Source organism: Cellulomonas sp. A375-1 (assembly GCF_001040865.1).
Lineage (GTDB): Bacteria > Actinomycetota > Actinomycetes > Actinomycetales > Cellulomonadaceae > Cellulomonas > Cellulomonas gelida.
Window position 1 is genome coordinate 2,586 of the sequence record NZ_LFKW01000130.1, and the last position, 15,789, is coordinate 18,374.

Below are 15,789 nucleotides of genomic sequence, written 5' to 3' on the forward strand. Positions count from 1 at the left end.
AGCGGTGGTCATCCTGCGGGACCTCAGGAGCCGACCTCCGCGCGGCCCTTCGCCCACGCGGCGTTGAGGTCGGTGAGGACCTGCTCCTTGGTCCGGGAGCCCGACCGGGCGTCGTCGACGATCTTCTGCCGATACTTCGGGTCGGTCGTCACGATGCCGGACGCGGTGTCGATGTCGGCGAACAGCGACTCCTTGCCCGCCGGTGCCGCGTTCATCGTGAGCAGCTCGACCTCGTCGACGAAGCCCTGCAGCGCGGCGGGCACGGGGCCGTCGACGAGCGGCGAGAGGCCCACCTGCGACTCGGAGAAGCCCGAGTCGTGGTTGAACCAGTCGATCCACGCACGCGCGGTGACCTTGTTCGACGAGTGCACGTTGATGCCGAGGTTGTAGTCGCCGCCCGCGACCGCGTGGAACGTCCCGTCGACCTGCGCGGGGAACGGCATGTAGGCGATGTCGTCGGCGCTCGCCCCCGCGGCCTCGGCGGCCGCCGCCATCTGCGGGATCGCCCAGGAACCGAGCACCATCGCCGCGATCTTGCCCGTGCCGAGCAGCTGCTTGGACTGCTCCCAGTTGGTGGTCGTCGGGTCGGCCTCGGTCAGGCCCTGCGCGACCACGTCGTACAGCAGACCGTCGATCACGCCCGAGTCGGACTCGTCGGTCCACGGGGTGTCCGTCTGCGTCATCTTGTTGACGTAGTCCGGGTCCGCGGTGACCGCGCCGCGCGCGCCGTCCCACTGGGTCAGCGGCCAGCTGTCCTTGTAGTTGGTGTAGAGCGGCGCGATCTCGATGCCCGCGTCCTTGATCGACTGCAGGTCGGCCAGGAACTCCTGCGTCGTGGTGGGGAAGGCCGTGACGCCCGCGGCGTCCCAGACCTTCTTGTTGTAGACGATGCCCTGCACGTTGCCGACGACCGGGATGCCGTAGGACAGTCCCTCGAACGACTTGTCGTTGATCCAGCGGTACTCCTCGCCGAGCTCGTCCTGCGCGCCGAGCGGCTCGAAGAAGTCGCCGAGCTGGTCGGGGGTGACCGAGCCGGGGATCGCGAGCACGTCGCCGTAGTTGTCGGTGTTCATGCGCGTCTTCACCTCGCCCTCGTAGTCGGTGATGCCCTCGACCTTGACGTTCGTGACGTCGGGGTACTTCTCCTTGAACGCGGTGACGTACTCGTCGAACGTGCCGTCCTCGACCAGGTCGGTGCGCCAGGTCAGGACCGTGATCTCGCCGGCCGGCTCGGCGTCCGCGCCGGTCGCCGGCGTGGTGGGCTCGTCACCAGAGCCGCTGCCGCACGCCGCCGCCAGGGTGAGCACGGTGCCGATCGCGGCGAGGGACACGTACCTGCGGCGTCGCTTCTGAGGGAACATCGGTGATCCTCTCGTGGTCCCGGCACGTGCGCGTGCCGGCCGTGGGTGGAGGGGCGTCCTTGCCTCGTCGGTCCGGGGACCGTGCTCCGTGTGGCATTCTTAATCCACTGAACTAAGTAAGTCAACGGGTCGTGTCGGTCCCGGCCGGGGCGCGACGCGGCTCGTTACCATGAGGCCCGGCGGCGCGAGTCCCGCGTCGCCCGGCGGACAGGAGGGCCGGTGAACAGCTCCCAGCCGGGGCTCGGCGCCGTGCACGCGAGCAGCAGGTCGGCGATCCTCGACCTCATCAGAGCCGCGGGGACGATCTCGCGGGTCGAGCTCACCCGCGTGTCCGGGCTCACCGGCGCCACGGTCTCGACCGTGGTGCGCAAGCTCATCGACGACGGCCTCGTCCTGGAGGTGGGCCGCGCAGAGTCCACGGGCGGCAAGCCCCGCATGCTGCTCGAGCTCGACCCGTTCGCGCGCTACGCCGTGGGGGTGCACCTCGACCACGCGGGCATCACCTACGTGATCGCCAACCTGGGCGGCGCGATCGTCGCGCGCTGGCGCCGGCCCGGCGCGGGCGCCGACGACCCACGCGAGGTCGTCGCGCGCATCGCCGCCGAGATTCGCGCGACCGTCGCGCGCATCGGCGTCGACCCCGCACGCATCCTCGGGCTCGGCGTCGTCTCGCCCGGGCCGCTCGCGGTGCGCACCGGCATGACCCTGACCCCGCCCGTCATGCAGGCGTGGACCGAGTTCCCGCTCGCGGGCGCGCTCGAGGACGCGGTCGGCCTGCCGGTCCTGCTCGACAACGACGCGACCGCGGCCGCGATCGGCGAGTACTGGTCCGGCGGCGTCCCCACCGGCTCGGCGTTCGCCGCGCTCTACATGGGCACGGGCATCGGCGCGGGCATCATCGTCGACGGCACGGTCTACCGCGGGTCGAGCTCGAACGCGGGCGAGGTCGGGCACATCTGCGTCGAGGTCGACGGCCCCGAGTGCTGGTGCGGGAGCCGGGGGTGCGTCGAGGCGCTCGCGGGCCCCGCCGCCGTGGTCGCGCAGGCGCGTGAGCAGGGCGTCGAGCTCGCCGGGCGCTCCGTGTCGGAGGACTTCGCGCAGCTCGCCCGGGCCGCCGCGCGCGGCGACGAGGTGCCCATGGCCCTGCTGCGGCGGTCCGCGCGCTACCTCGCGGTCGCCGCGCAGACCCTCGCGAACGTCCTCGACGTCGCGCACGTGGTGCTCACCGGGCCGTCGTTCGCGCTCGCGGGCTCGCTGTACCTGCCTGTGATCGAGGAGCGCCTGTCCCGCTCGTTCTTCGCGCGGGCCAGCCACGCCGTCCGCGTCGCGATCTCGTCGAACGCGCCCGAGGCGGCGGCGGTCGGCGCGGCCGCGCTCGTGCTGCAGGCCGAGCTCGCACCGAGGGTCGGCGGCATGCGCATGGCGCTCGACGTGACCGAGACGGTGACGGCGAGCGCCTGATCGTCGGCGCGGCCCCTCGTCGGGCGGTCAGGCGTAGAGGCGCGCTCAGGCGCCGGACGTCAGCCGGTCGAGGCCCGCGAGCGGGATCGGGAGCCAGGCGGGGCGGTTGCGTGCCTCGTACACCGCCTCGTACAGCGTCTTGTCGAGCTCCAGGACCCGCGTGAGCAGCTCGTCCGACGCACCCGGCTCCGACGCGCTCGCCTGGCCGTACCCCGCGAGCAGCGCGGCGCGCGCGCCGGTCGTCCACGCGTGGGCCTCGTCGCCGGTCAGCCCGCCGACCGCGGCGGCGTAGTCGAGCGAGCGCAGCAGTCCGGCGACGTCGCGGACGGCGAGGTCGGGACGGGTGCGGGCCTCGAGCGGGGCGAGAGGCTCGCCCTCGAAGTCGAGCACGAGCCAGTCGTCGTCCACGGCCAGCACCTGGCCCAGGTGCAGGTCGCCGTGCACGCGCTGGCGCGGCGGGGTGCTCGGCAGGGCGCGGACGCGCTGCGCGACGCGCTCGACGGCCGGGCGGTACCGTTCGAGCTCGTCGACCGCGTCCCGTGCCCAGGCGAAGCGCTCGAGCAAGGCTTGCGCGAGCCGGTCGGGGCCGTCGGCGTCCGCGACCGTGGGGTAAGCGCGCGCGAGCGCCGCGTGCATGCGCGCGGTCACCGCGCCCAGCCGGTACGCGCCTGCGTCGAAGGGCTCGCGCGCACCCGCGAGCTCGCACGCCAGCTCGAACCCGTCGCGAGCGCCCGGGACGAACTCGCTCGTCACGCCCAGGTAGCCGGTGACGAGGGCGTGCGGCGAGGCGAGGTCGGGCCACGACGCGCGCAGCCACGCGACCGGCGCGGGGACGCCCGTGTACCCCTCGTCGACGAGCCGGCGCGGGACGTCGATGTCCGGGTTCTCGCCGGGCTGCAGCGCACGCAGGACCTTGAGGATCGCGCGGCCCGGCGCGCCGCCCTCGGTCGCACCGAGCACGACCGACGAGTTCGACTGCTCGCTCGTGATCGCCGCGACGTGCTCGAGGTCGACGGGTCCGGGCGGCCCCAACGGGCCCTCGGCCCGGTCGAACCAGGCGCGCAGGAACGCGGGGTGCGCCACCCCGTCGAGCGCGGTCCGGCCGTCGCCGAGGGGGGTGCCGGCGGGCTCGTCGGACGGGACGACCACGAGCGGGACCTGCAGGAGCGTGTCGCCGCCCTGCGCCGAGCGGGCGGCCACCAGCAGCACGCGCACGTCGGCCGCACCGAGCGGGTCGACGAGCGGGACCACCGCGTGCACGGTCAGGTCCGCGGCCGCGCCCTTGACCGGGAACCACCGCCGGGTGGGCAGGTCCGCAGCGACCGCGGCGAGCAGCCGCTGGTCGGAGGCGTCCGGCGCGCGTGCCGTCAGCATGGTCACGTCTCGGCCGGGAGCCGTGGGTCGACGGACGAGGTGCGGGCCGACCGCGGAGCCCGGCGGACGGTGAGCCAGAAGAACTCGCGCGAGCCGAGCGTGAACCGCGCCGAGCCGGTCTCGTCGAGGCTCCCGAACGACGCACCGCCGAACACGTCGTGCAGCTCGGCGCCAGGGGCGTCCGCGATCGTGACGCGCGCGGAGCGTGCGGTGGCCGCGAGGTTCGCGACGACCAGCACCGTCTCCTCGGCGGTGCTGCGCGTGAACGTCAGCACCGACTCGTTGTCGCTCGGCACGACGCGGAACTCGCCGAGCCCCATCGCCGGGTGCTGCTTGCGGACCGACAGCATGCCGCGGACCCAGTGCAGCAGGCTCGTCGGCTGGGCGAGCTGGGCCTCGACGTTGGTGTGGCCGTAGTGGAAGACGAGCGACTGCACGAGCGGCAGGTAGAGCTTGCCCGGGTCGGCGACGGAGAAGCCGGCGTTGCGGTCGGGCGTCCACTGCATCGGCGTGCGCACCGCGTCGCGGTCCGGCAGCCAGATGTTGTCGCCCATGCCGATCTCGTCGCCGTAGTACAGGCACGGGCTGCCGGGCAGCGAGAGCAGCAGGGCGTGCGCGAGCTCGATCTCCTTGCGCGAGTTGTCCAGCAGCGGCGCGAGGCGGCGGCGGATGCCGACGTTCGCGCGCATGCGCGAGTCGGGCGCGTACCAGCCGTACATGGACGCGCGCTCCTCGGTCGAGACCATCTCGAGCGTGAGCTCGTCGTGGTTGCGCAGGAACGTGCTCCACTGCGCGCCCGCCGGGATCGGCGGGGTGTCGGCCAGGATGTCGACGATCGGCGTCGCACGCTGGTCGCGGATCGAGAAGTAGATGCGCGGCATCACCGGGAAGTGGAAGCACATGTGGCACTCGGGCTCGCGCTCGGTACCGAAGTAGTGCACGACGTCCTCGGGCCACTGGTTCGCCTCGGCGAGCATGATGCGGCCGGGGAACTCGCGGTCGAGCATCTCGCGCACCGTGCGCAGGAAGGCGTGCGTCTCGGGCAGGTTCTCGCAGTTCGTGCCCTCGGCCTCGAACAGGTAGGGCACCGCGTCCAGCCGGAAGCCGTCGATGCCCAGGCCCAGCCAGAACCGCGCGACGTCGAGCATCGCCTCGCGCACGCGCGGGTTCTCGAAGTTGAGGTCCGGCTGGTGGCTGAAGAAGCGGTGCCAGAAGTACTGCCGGCGCACGGGGTCGAACGTCCAGTTGGACGTCTCGGTGTCGACGAAGATGATGCGCGCGTCCTGGTAGCGCGTCGCGTCGTCGGACCACACGTAGAAGTCGCCGTACGGGCCCTCCGGGTCGCTGCGCGACGCCTGGAACCACGGGTGCGCGTCGCTCGTGTGGTTCATGACGAGGTCGACGACCACCCGCATGCCACGCGCGTGCGCCTGCTCGACGAGCTCGACGAAGTCCTCGAGCGTGCCGTACTGGCTGGCCACCGCGGTGTAGTCCGCGACGTCGTACCCGCCGTCGCGCAGCGGGCTCGGGTAGAACGGCGGCAGCCACAGGCAATCGATGCCCAGCCACTGCAGGTAGTCGAGGCGGTCGATCAGGCCGCGCAGGTCACCGCTGCCACTGCCCGTGGAGTCGGAGAAGCTGCGGAGCATCACCTCGTAGAACACCGCCGTGCGGTACCAGTCGGGGTCCTCGACCAGGCCGTCGCCCGGCAGCGGCGGCACGGCCGGCTGGCGGCCCGTGGGCAGCTTGATCTGCGACGTGGTGGGCGCGGGCTCGCGCACGCGCGGCAGCGACCCCGTCGGGGGGCGGGCCGGCGCGACCGCGGACGTGGGGGTCTCGGTCACGGGTGCTCCAGGACGACGACGTGTGCGGGCCGTTCGGCCGGGTCGATGCGGACGTAGACCTGCGGGCCCCAGGTGTAGTGCTCGTCGCGCAGGACGTCGTGCGCGACGACCGGTCCGTGCGCGGGCAGGCCGAACGACGCGAGGTCGAGCTCGACCACGCCCTCGCGCACGTTCCACGGGTCGAGGGACACGACCGCGACGACCGTGCTCGCCCGGCCCGTCGGCGAGTGCTCGGCCGCGAGGTGCCGGGAGAACGCGAGCGTCGCGTCGTCGCTCGTCGGGTGGACCTGCAGGTTGCGCAGCTGGTGCAGCGCGGGGTGCGCGCGGCGGATCTCGTTGAGCTTGCCGATCAGGTCCGCCATGCCCAGGTGCTGCGCGAGCGACCAGTCCCGCGGGCGGAACTCGTACTTCTCGTTGTCGATCTGCTCGTCGGCGCCCGGCCGCGGCACGTTCTCGAGCAGCTCGTACCCCGAGTAGACGCCCCACGTCGGCGAGCCCAGCGCGGCCAGCACCGCGCGGATCGCCCACGCCTGCCCGCCCGCGCCCTGCAGGTACGGCGGCAGGATGTCGTGCGTCGTCGGCCAGAACGCGGGACGCATCCACGCACCCTGGTCGCCCGAGACCTCCTGCAGGTAGTCGCCGAGCTCCTGCTTGGTGCTGCGCCACGTGAAGTACGTGTACGACTGGTGGAAGCCGATCTTCGCGAGCGTCTGCATCATCGCGGGGCGCGTGAACGCCTCGGAGAGGAAGATCACCTCGGGGTGGTCGCGCGCGACGTCCGCGAGCAGCCAGTGCCAGAAGTCGAGCGGCTTGGTGTGCGGGTTGTCGACGCGGAACAGCGTCACGCCGTGGTCGATCCACACCTGCAGCACCCGGCGGACCTCGGCGTACAGCCCCGCGGGGTCGTTGTCGAAGTTCAGCGGGTAGATGTCCTGGTACTTCTTGGGCGGGTTCTCCGCGTAGGCGATCGAGCCGTCGACCCTCGTCGTGAACCACTCGGGGTGCTCGGTGACCCACGGGTGGTCGGGCGAGCACTGCAGCGCGATGTCGAGCGCGACCTCCATGCCGTGCTCGCGGGCGCGGGCGACGAACGCGTCGAAGTCCTCGAACGTGCCCAGGCCGGGCTCGATCGCGTCGTGCCCGCCGTCGGCCGAGCCGATCGCGTACGGCGACCCGGGGTCGCCCGGGAGCGCGCCGAGCGAGTTGTTGCGGCCCTTGCGGTTCGTCAGGCCGATCGGGTGGATCGGCGTGAGGTAGACGACGTCGAAGCCCATCGACGCGATGCGCGGCAGCTGCTCGGCCGCGGTGCGCAACGTGCCGGTGCGCCACTCCTGCGCGTGGTCGTCCCACGTGGCGCCGTGCGAGCGGGGGAACAGCTCGTACCACGCGCCCGTGAGAGCCAGTGGCCGGTCGACGACGAGCGGGTAGCTGGGCGAGGCGCTGACGAGGTCGCGCAGCGGCTCGCGCGACAGGGCCTGGCGCACGTGCGGCGACAGTGCCCACGCCAGGCGCTCGCCGGGGAAGCGGTGCGTGTCGCGCAACGCCTCGACCACCTCGCGCAGCGTCGCGGCACCGTGCTCGCTCATCGCGTCGTCGCCCGTGCGGTCGGCCGCGCGGGCCAGCAGGCGCGCACCCTCCGCGAGCATGAGCTCGACGTCGATGCCCGCCTCGACCTTGATGGCCGCGTCGTGGGCCCAGGTCGCGTACGGGTCCGACCAGCCCTCGACGTGGAACGACCACAGGCCCGTCCGGTCGGGGACCAGACGCGCCTCGTACCGGTCGAGGCCGGGTGCGATGTCGACCATCGCCGCACGCGCGTGCACCGCGCCGTCCGGGTCCACGAGCACGGCCGTCGCCGCGACCGCGTCGTGGCCCTCGCGGAACACGGTCGCCCGGACCGGGAAGGCCTCGCCGACGACCGCCTTGGCGGGGAACCGTCCGGCCTCGGCGACGGGGAACACGTCCAGGACCGGGATGCGACCGACGGGCGGGGCGCCGATGACGGTCGTCGCGCGGGGCGCGGGGGCGACGATGGTCGGGACGGGCGCGACGGGCGTCGCGGAGGGGGTGGCAGGCGTCGGGGAGGGGGCGGCGGTGGCCGGTGCGTCGGGGGCGGTCGCGGTGCTCGTCTCGCGCTGCGGCTCGGCCTGCGCGGCCAGTGTCGAGGCACGAGCGGTCCTGCGGCGCCGACCCGGTGCGGCGGGGGAGGTCGTCACGTCCCGAACCTATCCGCAGGTGCCCGTCCCAGGCATCTGCAGCGCGCGAGTCCGACGCACGAGCCGTGCTGCTCGCGGCGCCGGAAGCGCGGGCGACGTCAGGACACGTCGGACGCGAGTGCGCGGCCCACCGTGCGGCCCGTGAACAGGCAGCCGCCGAGGAACGTGCCCTCGAGCGCGCGGTGCCCGTGCACGCCGCCGCCGCCGAAGCCCGACGCCTCGCCCACGGCCCACAGCCCGGGCAGCACCTCGCCGTCGGGCGCGAGAACGCGCCCCTCGAGGTCGGTGTGCAGGCCGCCGAGCGTCTTGCGCGTCAGGACGGACAGCCGGACCGCGAGCAGCGGGCCGTGCGCCGGGTCGAGCAGGCGGTGCGGCTTGGCGACCCGGATGAGCTTGTCGACGACGTAGCGCCGCGCCTGCGCGGTCGCGACGACCTGCAGGTCCTTGGCGAGCCCCGACGAGACCTGGCGGTCGCGCTCGACGATCGTGCGCTCGAGCGCCGCCGCGTCGATCCGGTCATCGCCGGTCAGCGCGTTCATCTTCGCGGCGAGCTCGGCGGGCGTGTCCGCCCACAGGAACTCGGGCGACTGCTCGGCGAACGCCTCGACCGGACCGACCGCACCCGGCTTGACGCGCTGCAGCAGGAGCTTGACGTCCTTGCCTGTGAGGTCCGGGTTCTGCTCCGAGCCGGACAGCGCGAACTCCGATCCGAGGATCGTCTTGTCGAGCACGAACCACGAGTGGTCGTCGCCGCGCTGCGTGAGGTGCTGGAGCGAGCCGAGCGCGTCGAAGCCGGGGAACAGCGGCACCGGCAGGCGCTGCCCGTCGGCGTCCAGCCACAGCGACGACGGTCCGGGCAGGATGCGGATGCCGTGGCGGGTCCACACCGGCGAGTGGTTGGTGATGCCCTCGGGGTAGTGCCACATGCGGTCCGCGTGCACCACCGCGGCGCCGGCGTCGCGTGCGGCGGCGATGCCCGAGCCGTCGACGTGGTCCGGCACGCCCGAGAGCATGCGCGCGGGCAGGCGGCCCGCGTGCGCCGGCCACGTGGCGCGGACGAGGTCGTGGTTCGCGCCGATGCCTCCGGTCGCGATCACGACGGCGCCCGCGCTGAGCTCGAAGGTGTCGACGACCTCGCGCGACGACGGCACGGCGCGGGCCACCGCGTCGTCGCGCAGCACGTCGCCCCGTACGCCGGTGACGCGGCCGTCGGCGACGACGAGACCGGTCACGCGGTGCCGGAACCGGACGTCGGCCAGGCCCGCGGCCCGCGCGTCGAGCAGCGTGCGCACGAACGGCTCGAGGATGCCCGGCCCCGTGCCCCACGTGACGTGGAAGCGCGGCACGGAGTTCCCGTGGCCGCCCGCGGTGTAGCCGCCGCGCTCGGCCCACTGCACGAGGGGGAACCACCGCACGCCCTGCGCGTGGAGCCACGAGCGCAGGTCGCCCGAGGCGAAGTCGACGAACCCCTCCGCCCACGCCCGACCCCACCGGTCCGAGCCGTCGTCGGAGAACTGCGCGGAGCCGAACCAGTCGGCCAGGGCGAGCTCGGCGGAGTCGTGCACGCCGAGGCGGCGCTGCTCGGGGGAGTCCACGAGGAACAGCCCGCCGAAGGACCAGAACGCCTGGCCGCCCAGCGACGCGGCGTTCTCGGCATCGAGCAGGAGCACGCGGCGACCGGCCCTGGTCAGCTCGGCTGTCGCGACGAGCCCGGCGAGGCCTGCGCCGACGACCACGACGTCGTGGGTACCCATGGCGCGCAGCCTAGCCCGGCTGGACGGCCGTCCAGAAGGTCGGTGCGCGAGGTTCGCCCGGTCGGTCCGTCCGGCGGTCTCCGGTCCTTTCGTCCCGGCTGGTCCGTCAGTGCACGGGCGAGAGCAGGTGCGCCGCGAGCGACCCGCCCCACGCGCGTGCGAGCTGGAGCTGGGCGTCGTCGATCGTCGCCCGGCCGTCCTCGCCACCCTCGATGCCGAACGCCTGCGTGGGGGCGATGATCTCGGCGCCCCGGCGACGCAGGAGCTTCTCGATGCGCGACCCCGCCGAACCTGCGAACCGCGACCACGAGCGCGTGTCGAACACCGCGGTCGACCGGCCGCTGAGCCCCGGCAGCGCGTCGAGCCACTCGTGGACGCCCAGGTCGCCCTGGCCACCCCGGGCGCGCGCGAGCGCCCGGGAGCGCGGCGTGCTCAGCCCGCGCATGTGCGTGGGTGCGCCGACGACGAGCAGCCGGGCGCGGGCGACGACGTCGTCGTGCGCCAGGACGTCGTCGACGTCGAGCACCACCGTCGGGAGCCCGGCGGCGGTCATGCCCTCGGCGATCGACTCCGCGACGGCGCGCGTGCACCCGAACATCGACTCGAAGACCACGACCCCTGACATGCCTCCAGGATGGTCCTGCCGGGCGCCGCGGGGGTGGGCCCGAGGTCCTGACGACGGTGGTCAGGACGGCGTCGTCGGGGGCTCCTGACCTGGGACGTCGGCGCGGTCGAGCACGTAGACGCGCAGGCTCAGCGGCTCCAGCACGGTGAGTTCGCCGGCCTGCACGTGCAGCACGCCCGCGATGGCTGACGAGCGCTGGTCGTCGGGCCGCTCCCACACCGAGTCCCACGCGAGCCGGAACCGGTCGCCGTCCTCGCCCGCGATCGTCACCTCGGACTCGTGCAGCGCGCCGTTGACGACGACGAGCACGACGTCCGGCGTCGCCGCGGCGTCCTCGTCCACGGCGCGCACCATCTGCAGCGTGCGGATCTGCGGGTCGTGCCACCGGGCGTGGTCGAACGCGGTCCCGGTGGCGTCGAACCACGCGAGGTCGACGCGGCCACCCTCGCGGGCCGGACGTCCGGTGTAGAACCGGCGCGGGCGCAGCGCGGCGTGCTCGCGCCGCAGCGCGAGCAGCCACCGTGCGCTCGCGAGCAGGTCCCGGCGCCACGGCGCGAGGTCCCACGAGACCCAGGTGAGCTCGTCGTCGTGGCAGTACGCGTTGTTGTTGCCCCGCTGCGTGCGCCCCATCTCGTCGCCCGCCGTGATCATGGGTGTGCCGGCGGCCAGCACGAGCGTCGCGAGCAGGTTGCGGATCGAGCGGCGGCGCAGCGGGACGATCGCCGCGGCCGGCGAGTCGGGTGCGACGTGACCCTCGGCGCCGTGGTTCCACGAGCGGTTGTCGTCGGTGCCGTCGCGGTTGTTCTCGCCGTTGTCGAAGTTGTGCTTGTGGTCGTAGGCGACCAGGTCCGCCATCGTGAAACCGTCGTGCGCGGTGACGAAGTTGACCGACGCGTTCGGGCCGCGCACGAGCGGCGGGTCACCGTGGCCGAACAGGTCGACCGAGCCGGACAGGCGCGTCGCCAGGTCGCGCACGCGGTGGCCGGGCAGGCCGTGCGCGGCGCGGGCGGGGTCGGCGAGCCAGAACGAGCGCACCGCGTTGCGGAACCGGTCGTTCCACTCGGCCCACGGCGGGATGAACTGCCCCGTGCGCCACCCGCCCGGCCCCACGTCCCACGGCTCGGCGACGAGCTTGAGCCCGTGCAGGGACGGGTCGGTGCCCGCGGCGACGAGCAGCGGGTGGCTCTGCGAGTAGCCGTCGGGGCCGCGGGCCAGCGTCACGGCGAGGTCGAACCGGAAGCCGTCGACCCCCACGACGTCCGCCCAGTAGCGCAGCGAGTCGAGCGTCATGCGCACCACCTCGGTGCGCCGGAAGTCGAGCGTGTTGCCCGTGCCCGTGACGTCCGCGAGGTTCGCGGGGACGCCGCCGTCGTGCCAGTAGTACAGCGTGTTGTCCAGGCCCCGCCACGAGACGTGCTGGCCGGGGTTGCCGCCCTCGCACGTGTGGTTGTAGACGACGTCGAGCAGCACCTCGATGCCGGCCTCGTGCAGCGCGTGGACCGCGCCGCGCAGCTCGGCGAGCACGGCCGCGGGACCGGCGGCGCGCGCGGCTGCGGTCGCGTACCGCGGCTCGGGGGCGAAGAAGCCGAGCGTGCTGTACCCCCAGAAGTTGCGCAGGCCGCGTGCGACGAGGTGCGGCTCGGAGGCGCTCGCGTGCACCGGCAGGAGCTCGACCGTGGTCACGCCGAGGCCGCGCAGGTGGTCGATGACCGCGGGGTGCGCGAGACCCGCGTACGTGCCGCGCAGCTCGGGCGGCAGCAGGGGGTGCAGCTTCGTCAGGCCGCGCACGTGCGCCTCGTAGACGACCGTGCTCTCCCACGGGACCCACGGCCGGTTGGCGGCCGGGTCCGGCCCGGGCAGCGCCGCCTCGTCGACGACGACGCCGTACGGCACCTGGCCGGCGGAGTCGCGGGGGTCGGCCGGGCCGTACACGTCCCCGCGACCCTCGTCGTCGACCACGTGACCGTACGTGGCCGGCCCGTAGCCCAGCTCGCTCTCGAGGCCCCGGGCCCACGGGTCGACGAGCAGCTTGGCGGGGTTGTGGCGCAGCCCGTGGACGGGGTCCCACGCGCCGTGCACGCGCAGGCCGTAGCGGTCGCCGGGCGCGACGCCGGGGACGAACGCGCTGAACACGCCCTGGTGGGGGCCGTCGAGCGGGATGCGGCGCTCGGTCGTGTGCGGCTGCGCGCCGTGGCCGTCGAACAGGCACAGCTCGACCCCCGTCGCGTGCGACGCGAGGACCGCGACCTCGACCCCGCCGTCGACCGGGCGCACGCCGAGGCGTGGGGGGCGGCGGGAGGTCGTCGGTCGCTGGTTCACGGCGCCCATTGTGGCCGACGAGCATGTCGGCGCCATGTCGCGCACGTGACAGCGGCGAGGGGCGGGCGTCCGCTGGGCGAACCGTCCGAGTTGCGCCCGACGGACGGAGGGTAACGTTCCGGGCGTGAAGATCGTCGTCTGCGTCAAGCACGTGCCGGACATCCAGTCGGACCGCCAGATCGCCGAGGGGCGCACCGTCCGCGACGGGGGTGACGGCACGCTGAACGAGCTCGACGAGAACGCGCTCGAGGCCGCGCTCAGCCTCGTCGAGAGCGCGGGCGAGGGCGAGGTCGTCGTCGTGACCGTGGGCCCGGACGACGCGGTGGACGCGGTCCGCAAGGGTCTGCAGATGGGCGCCGACGAAGCCGTGCACGTCGTCGACGACGCGGTCGCCGGCTCCGACGCGATCGGCACCGCACGCGTGCTGGCCGCCGCGATCACCCACATGGGCGGCGCGGACCTGGTCGTGACCGGCATGGCGGGGCTCGACGGCCTCACCTCGCTGGTCCCCACGGCGCTCGCGGCACTGCTCGACGTCCCGGCGCTGCCGCTCGCCGCGCGCCTCGAGGTGACGGGGTCGACGGTGCGCGTGACGCGCCACCTCGACCACGCGAGCGAGGTGCTCGAGGCCGAGCTGCCGGTGCTCGTCTCGGTGACGGACCAGGCCAACGAGCCGCGCTACCCCAACTTCAAGGGCATCATGGCCGCGCGGAAGAAGCCGGTGACGACGCTGACGCTCGCGGACCTCGGGCTCGACCCGACGCTCGTCGGCGCCGCGGGCGCGCGTACCGAGGTGCTCGAGGCCGCACCGCGTCCCGCGCGCGAGGACCGCGTGCTCGTGACCGACACCGGCGATGCGGGCGTGCGGCTCGCCGCCTACCTCGTCGAGAACCAGCTCGTCTGACGACGAGCCCGCCGAGCCCACCGCCGAACGTCACACCGATCTGAGGACCACCGTGAGCGACATCCTCGTCCTGCTCGACCACACCAGCACGGGCGCGCTGCGCACCCCGGTGCGTGAGCTCGTCACGCTCGCGCGCGACCTGACCGACGGCGGCGTGCACGGCGCGTGGCCCGCGGACGGTGCGGAGCCCGACGAGGCCGCGCTGGCCGAGCTCGGCGCGCTCGGCGTCACGCACGTGCACCGGCTGACCAGCGACGCCGACGTGCGTGTCCCCGCGGTCCTCGCCGAGGGCGTCGCGAGCCTGCTCGACGCCACGGGCGCGACGACGCTGCTCGCGGTCTCGTCGTTCGAGAACAAGGAGCTCGCCGCGTACCTCGCGGTGGCGACCGGCGCGGGCGTCGTGACCGACGCCGACGCGCTCGAGCGTGCCGACGGCGCGCTGGTCGCGGGCAAGACCGTGTTCGCGGGCACCTGGACCACGCGCACCGCGCTGCGCACGCCGCTCGCGGTCGTGCTGGTCAAGGCGAACAGCGTGGTCGTCTCGCCGGCGCCCGTCGCGGCTGCGCCGCAGGTCGGTGAGCACGCGTTCACCGCGAGCCCTGCGGCGTCGCGCGTGCGCGTCGTCGAGCGGACCGAGCGGCCCGCCACGGGACGGCCGGACCTGGGCAGCGCCCACATCGTCGTGACCGGAGGGCGCGGCACGGACGGCGACTTCTCGGCGCTCGAGGAGCTCGCCGACGTGCTCGGCGGTGCGGTCGGTGCGACGCGCGTCGCGACCGACGAGGGCTGGATCGGCCACGACGCGCAGATCGGTCAGACGGGCGTCACGATCTCGCCCCGTCTCTACATCGGCGCAGGCGTCTCCGGTGCGGTGCACCACCGCGGGGGCATGCAGGCGTCGGGCACGATCGTCGCGATCAACTCCGACCCGGACGCACCGATCTTCGAGATCGCGGACTTCGGGGTCGTCGGTGACCTCACGACCGTCGTCCCGCAGCTGACCGCCGAGCTCCGCCGCCTCAAGGGCTGACCCTCAGCGACGACAGGAGCCGTCATGACCGCACGGACGACGAAGCGCGTCGGGATCCTCACGGCCGGAGGCGACAGCCCCGGCCTCAACGCCGCGATCCGCGGCTTCGGCAAGACCGCGATCGGGCACTACGGCATGGAGCTCATCGGGTTCCGGGACGGCGTCACGGGACTCGTCGAGAACCGGTTCGTCGAGCTCGACGGCGCCGCGCTGTCCGGGATCCTCACGGTCGGCGGCACGATCCTGGGCACGAGCAGGGACAAGGTCCACCGCTGGAACGTCGACGGCGAGGTGCGGGACATGGTCCCGACCGTCGTCGAGAACTACGAGCGCAACGGGCTGGACGCGCTCATCATGCTCGGCGGCGGCGGGACCGCGAAGAACGCGATGCGCCTGGTCGACGCGGGCCTCAACGTCATCACGCTGCCGAAGACGATCGACAACGACATCGCCATGACCGACACCACGTTCGGGTTCGCGACCGCGATGGAGATCGCGACCGAGGCGATCGACCGCGTGCACTCCACGGCGCACAGCCACCACCGGATCATCCTCACCGAGATCATGGGGCACCGGGCGGGCTGGCTGACGCTCGGGGCGGGCATCGCCGGCGGTGCGGACATCATCCTCATCCCGGAGATCCCGTACACCGTCGAGTCGATCGCCGAGACGATCCGTGCGCGCACCGCGCGCGGCTCGACGTTCTCGGTGGTCGCCGTCGCCGAGGGGGCGCGCGACACCGACGACACCGCCGACTACGAGGCCGCGCAGCTGCTGGTCAAGGCCGCCAAGACCCCCGAGGCGATCCGCGCAGCCAAGTCGCACCTGCGGCACGTCGAGGACACGCAGCGCGAGCACACGTTCCGGCTCGCGCGCGAGCTCGAGGCGGCGACGGGTCTGG

The 15,789-nt window shown here is 73.7% G+C and carries 11 protein-coding genes; 4 read left to right on the forward strand and 7 right to left on the reverse strand.

What is annotated here, in order from left to right; genetic code table 11:
* Nucleotides 1-23 precede the first annotated feature (23 nt).
* The gene (locus tag CWIS_RS13110) at nt 24-1,361 is read right to left on the reverse strand and encodes an ABC transporter substrate-binding protein (protein WP_048343763.1); all 1,338 of its coding nucleotides are present in this window, start codon (nt 1,359-1,361) and stop codon (nt 24-26) included.
* A 219-nt stretch (nt 1,362-1,580) separates the two neighbouring features.
* Here CWIS_RS13110 and CWIS_RS13115 point away from each other — a divergent pair, with 219 nt between their 5' ends.
* Nucleotides 1,581-2,822: an ROK family transcriptional regulator gene (locus CWIS_RS13115; RefSeq protein WP_048343764.1), complete on the forward strand. Its 1,242-nt coding sequence runs from the start codon at nt 1,581-1,583 to the stop codon at nt 2,820-2,822.
* A 45-nt stretch (nt 2,823-2,867) separates the two neighbouring features.
* Here the strand turns inward: CWIS_RS13115 and CWIS_RS13120 are convergent, their stop codons facing one another.
* The 6 genes from CWIS_RS13120 to glgX all read right to left on the reverse strand — a co-directional run bounded on the left by CWIS_RS13120 (nt 2,868) and on the right by glgX (nt 12,963).
* Entirely contained in the window at nt 2,868-4,196 is a 1,329-nt protein-coding gene (locus CWIS_RS13120; RefSeq protein WP_048343801.1) for a phosphotransferase, read from the reverse strand.
* Between the two features lie 2 nt (nt 4,197-4,198).
* The gene (gene treS / locus CWIS_RS13125) at nt 4,199-5,941 is read right to left on the reverse strand and encodes a maltose alpha-D-glucosyltransferase (RefSeq protein ID WP_229747481.1); all 1,743 of its coding nucleotides are present in this window, start codon (nt 5,939-5,941) and stop codon (nt 4,199-4,201) included.
* Between the two features lie 95 nt (nt 5,942-6,036).
* Complete coding sequence (locus CWIS_RS13130; RefSeq protein WP_048343803.1) at nt 6,037-8,199, reverse strand: alpha-1,4-glucan--maltose-1-phosphate maltosyltransferase; 2,163 nt, start codon at nt 8,197-8,199, stop codon at nt 6,037-6,039.
* A 155-nt stretch (nt 8,200-8,354) separates the two neighbouring features.
* The gene (locus tag CWIS_RS13135) at nt 8,355-10,010 is read right to left on the reverse strand and encodes an FAD-binding dehydrogenase (protein ID WP_048343765.1); all 1,656 of its coding nucleotides are present in this window, start codon (nt 10,008-10,010) and stop codon (nt 8,355-8,357) included.
* 106 nt (nt 10,011-10,116) lie between these two features.
* The gene (locus CWIS_RS13140; RefSeq protein WP_048343766.1) at nt 10,117-10,635 is read right to left on the reverse strand and encodes a flavodoxin family protein; all 519 of its coding nucleotides are present in this window, start codon (nt 10,633-10,635) and stop codon (nt 10,117-10,119) included.
* Nucleotides 10,636-10,695: 60 nt separating this feature from the next.
* Nucleotides 10,696-12,963 (reverse strand): glycogen debranching protein GlgX, encoded by a 2,268-nt coding sequence (glgX, locus tag CWIS_RS13145; RefSeq protein WP_048343767.1) that lies wholly within the window; start codon nt 12,961-12,963, stop codon nt 10,696-10,698.
* A 115-nt stretch (nt 12,964-13,078) separates the two neighbouring features.
* Here glgX and CWIS_RS13150 point away from each other — a divergent pair, with 115 nt between their 5' ends.
* From CWIS_RS13150 to CWIS_RS13160, 3 genes are all read left to right on the forward strand, one after another.
* Nucleotides 13,079-13,858, forward strand: coding sequence for an electron transfer flavoprotein subunit beta/FixA family protein (locus CWIS_RS13150; RefSeq protein ID WP_048343768.1), 780 nt, complete (start codon nt 13,079-13,081; stop codon nt 13,856-13,858).
* A gap of 52 nt (nt 13,859-13,910) precedes the next feature.
* Nucleotides 13,911-14,888, forward strand: a complete 978-nt coding sequence (locus tag CWIS_RS13155) for an electron transfer flavoprotein subunit alpha/FixB family protein (RefSeq protein WP_048343769.1) — start codon at nt 13,911-13,913, stop codon at nt 14,886-14,888.
* Nucleotides 14,889-14,912: 24 nt separating this feature from the next.
* A partial coding sequence (locus CWIS_RS13160) for an ATP-dependent 6-phosphofructokinase (protein WP_048343815.1) occupies nt 14,913-15,789 on the forward strand: 877 nt, incomplete at its 3' end.

What these genes read in the sequence shown, in the direction of transcription:
- CWIS_RS13110 (WP_048343763.1), bottom strand. Translation starts at nt 1,361, where the DNA reads ATGTTCCCTCAGAAGCGACGCCGCAGGTACGTGTCCCTCGCCGCGATC.
- CWIS_RS13120 (WP_048343801.1), bottom strand. Translation starts at nt 4,196, where the DNA reads ATGCTGACGGCACGCGCGCCGGACGCCTCCGACCAGCGGCTGCTCGCC.
- CWIS_RS13135 (WP_048343765.1), bottom strand. Translation starts at nt 10,010, where the DNA reads ATGGGTACCCACGACGTCGTGGTCGTCGGCGCAGGCCTCGCCGGGCTC.
- CWIS_RS13140 (WP_048343766.1), bottom strand. Translation starts at nt 10,635, where the DNA reads ATGTCAGGGGTCGTGGTCTTCGAGTCGATGTTCGGGTGCACGCGCGCC.
- glgX (WP_048343767.1), bottom strand. Translation starts at nt 12,963, where the DNA reads ATGGGCGCCGTGAACCAGCGACCGACGACCTCCCGCCGCCCCCCACGC.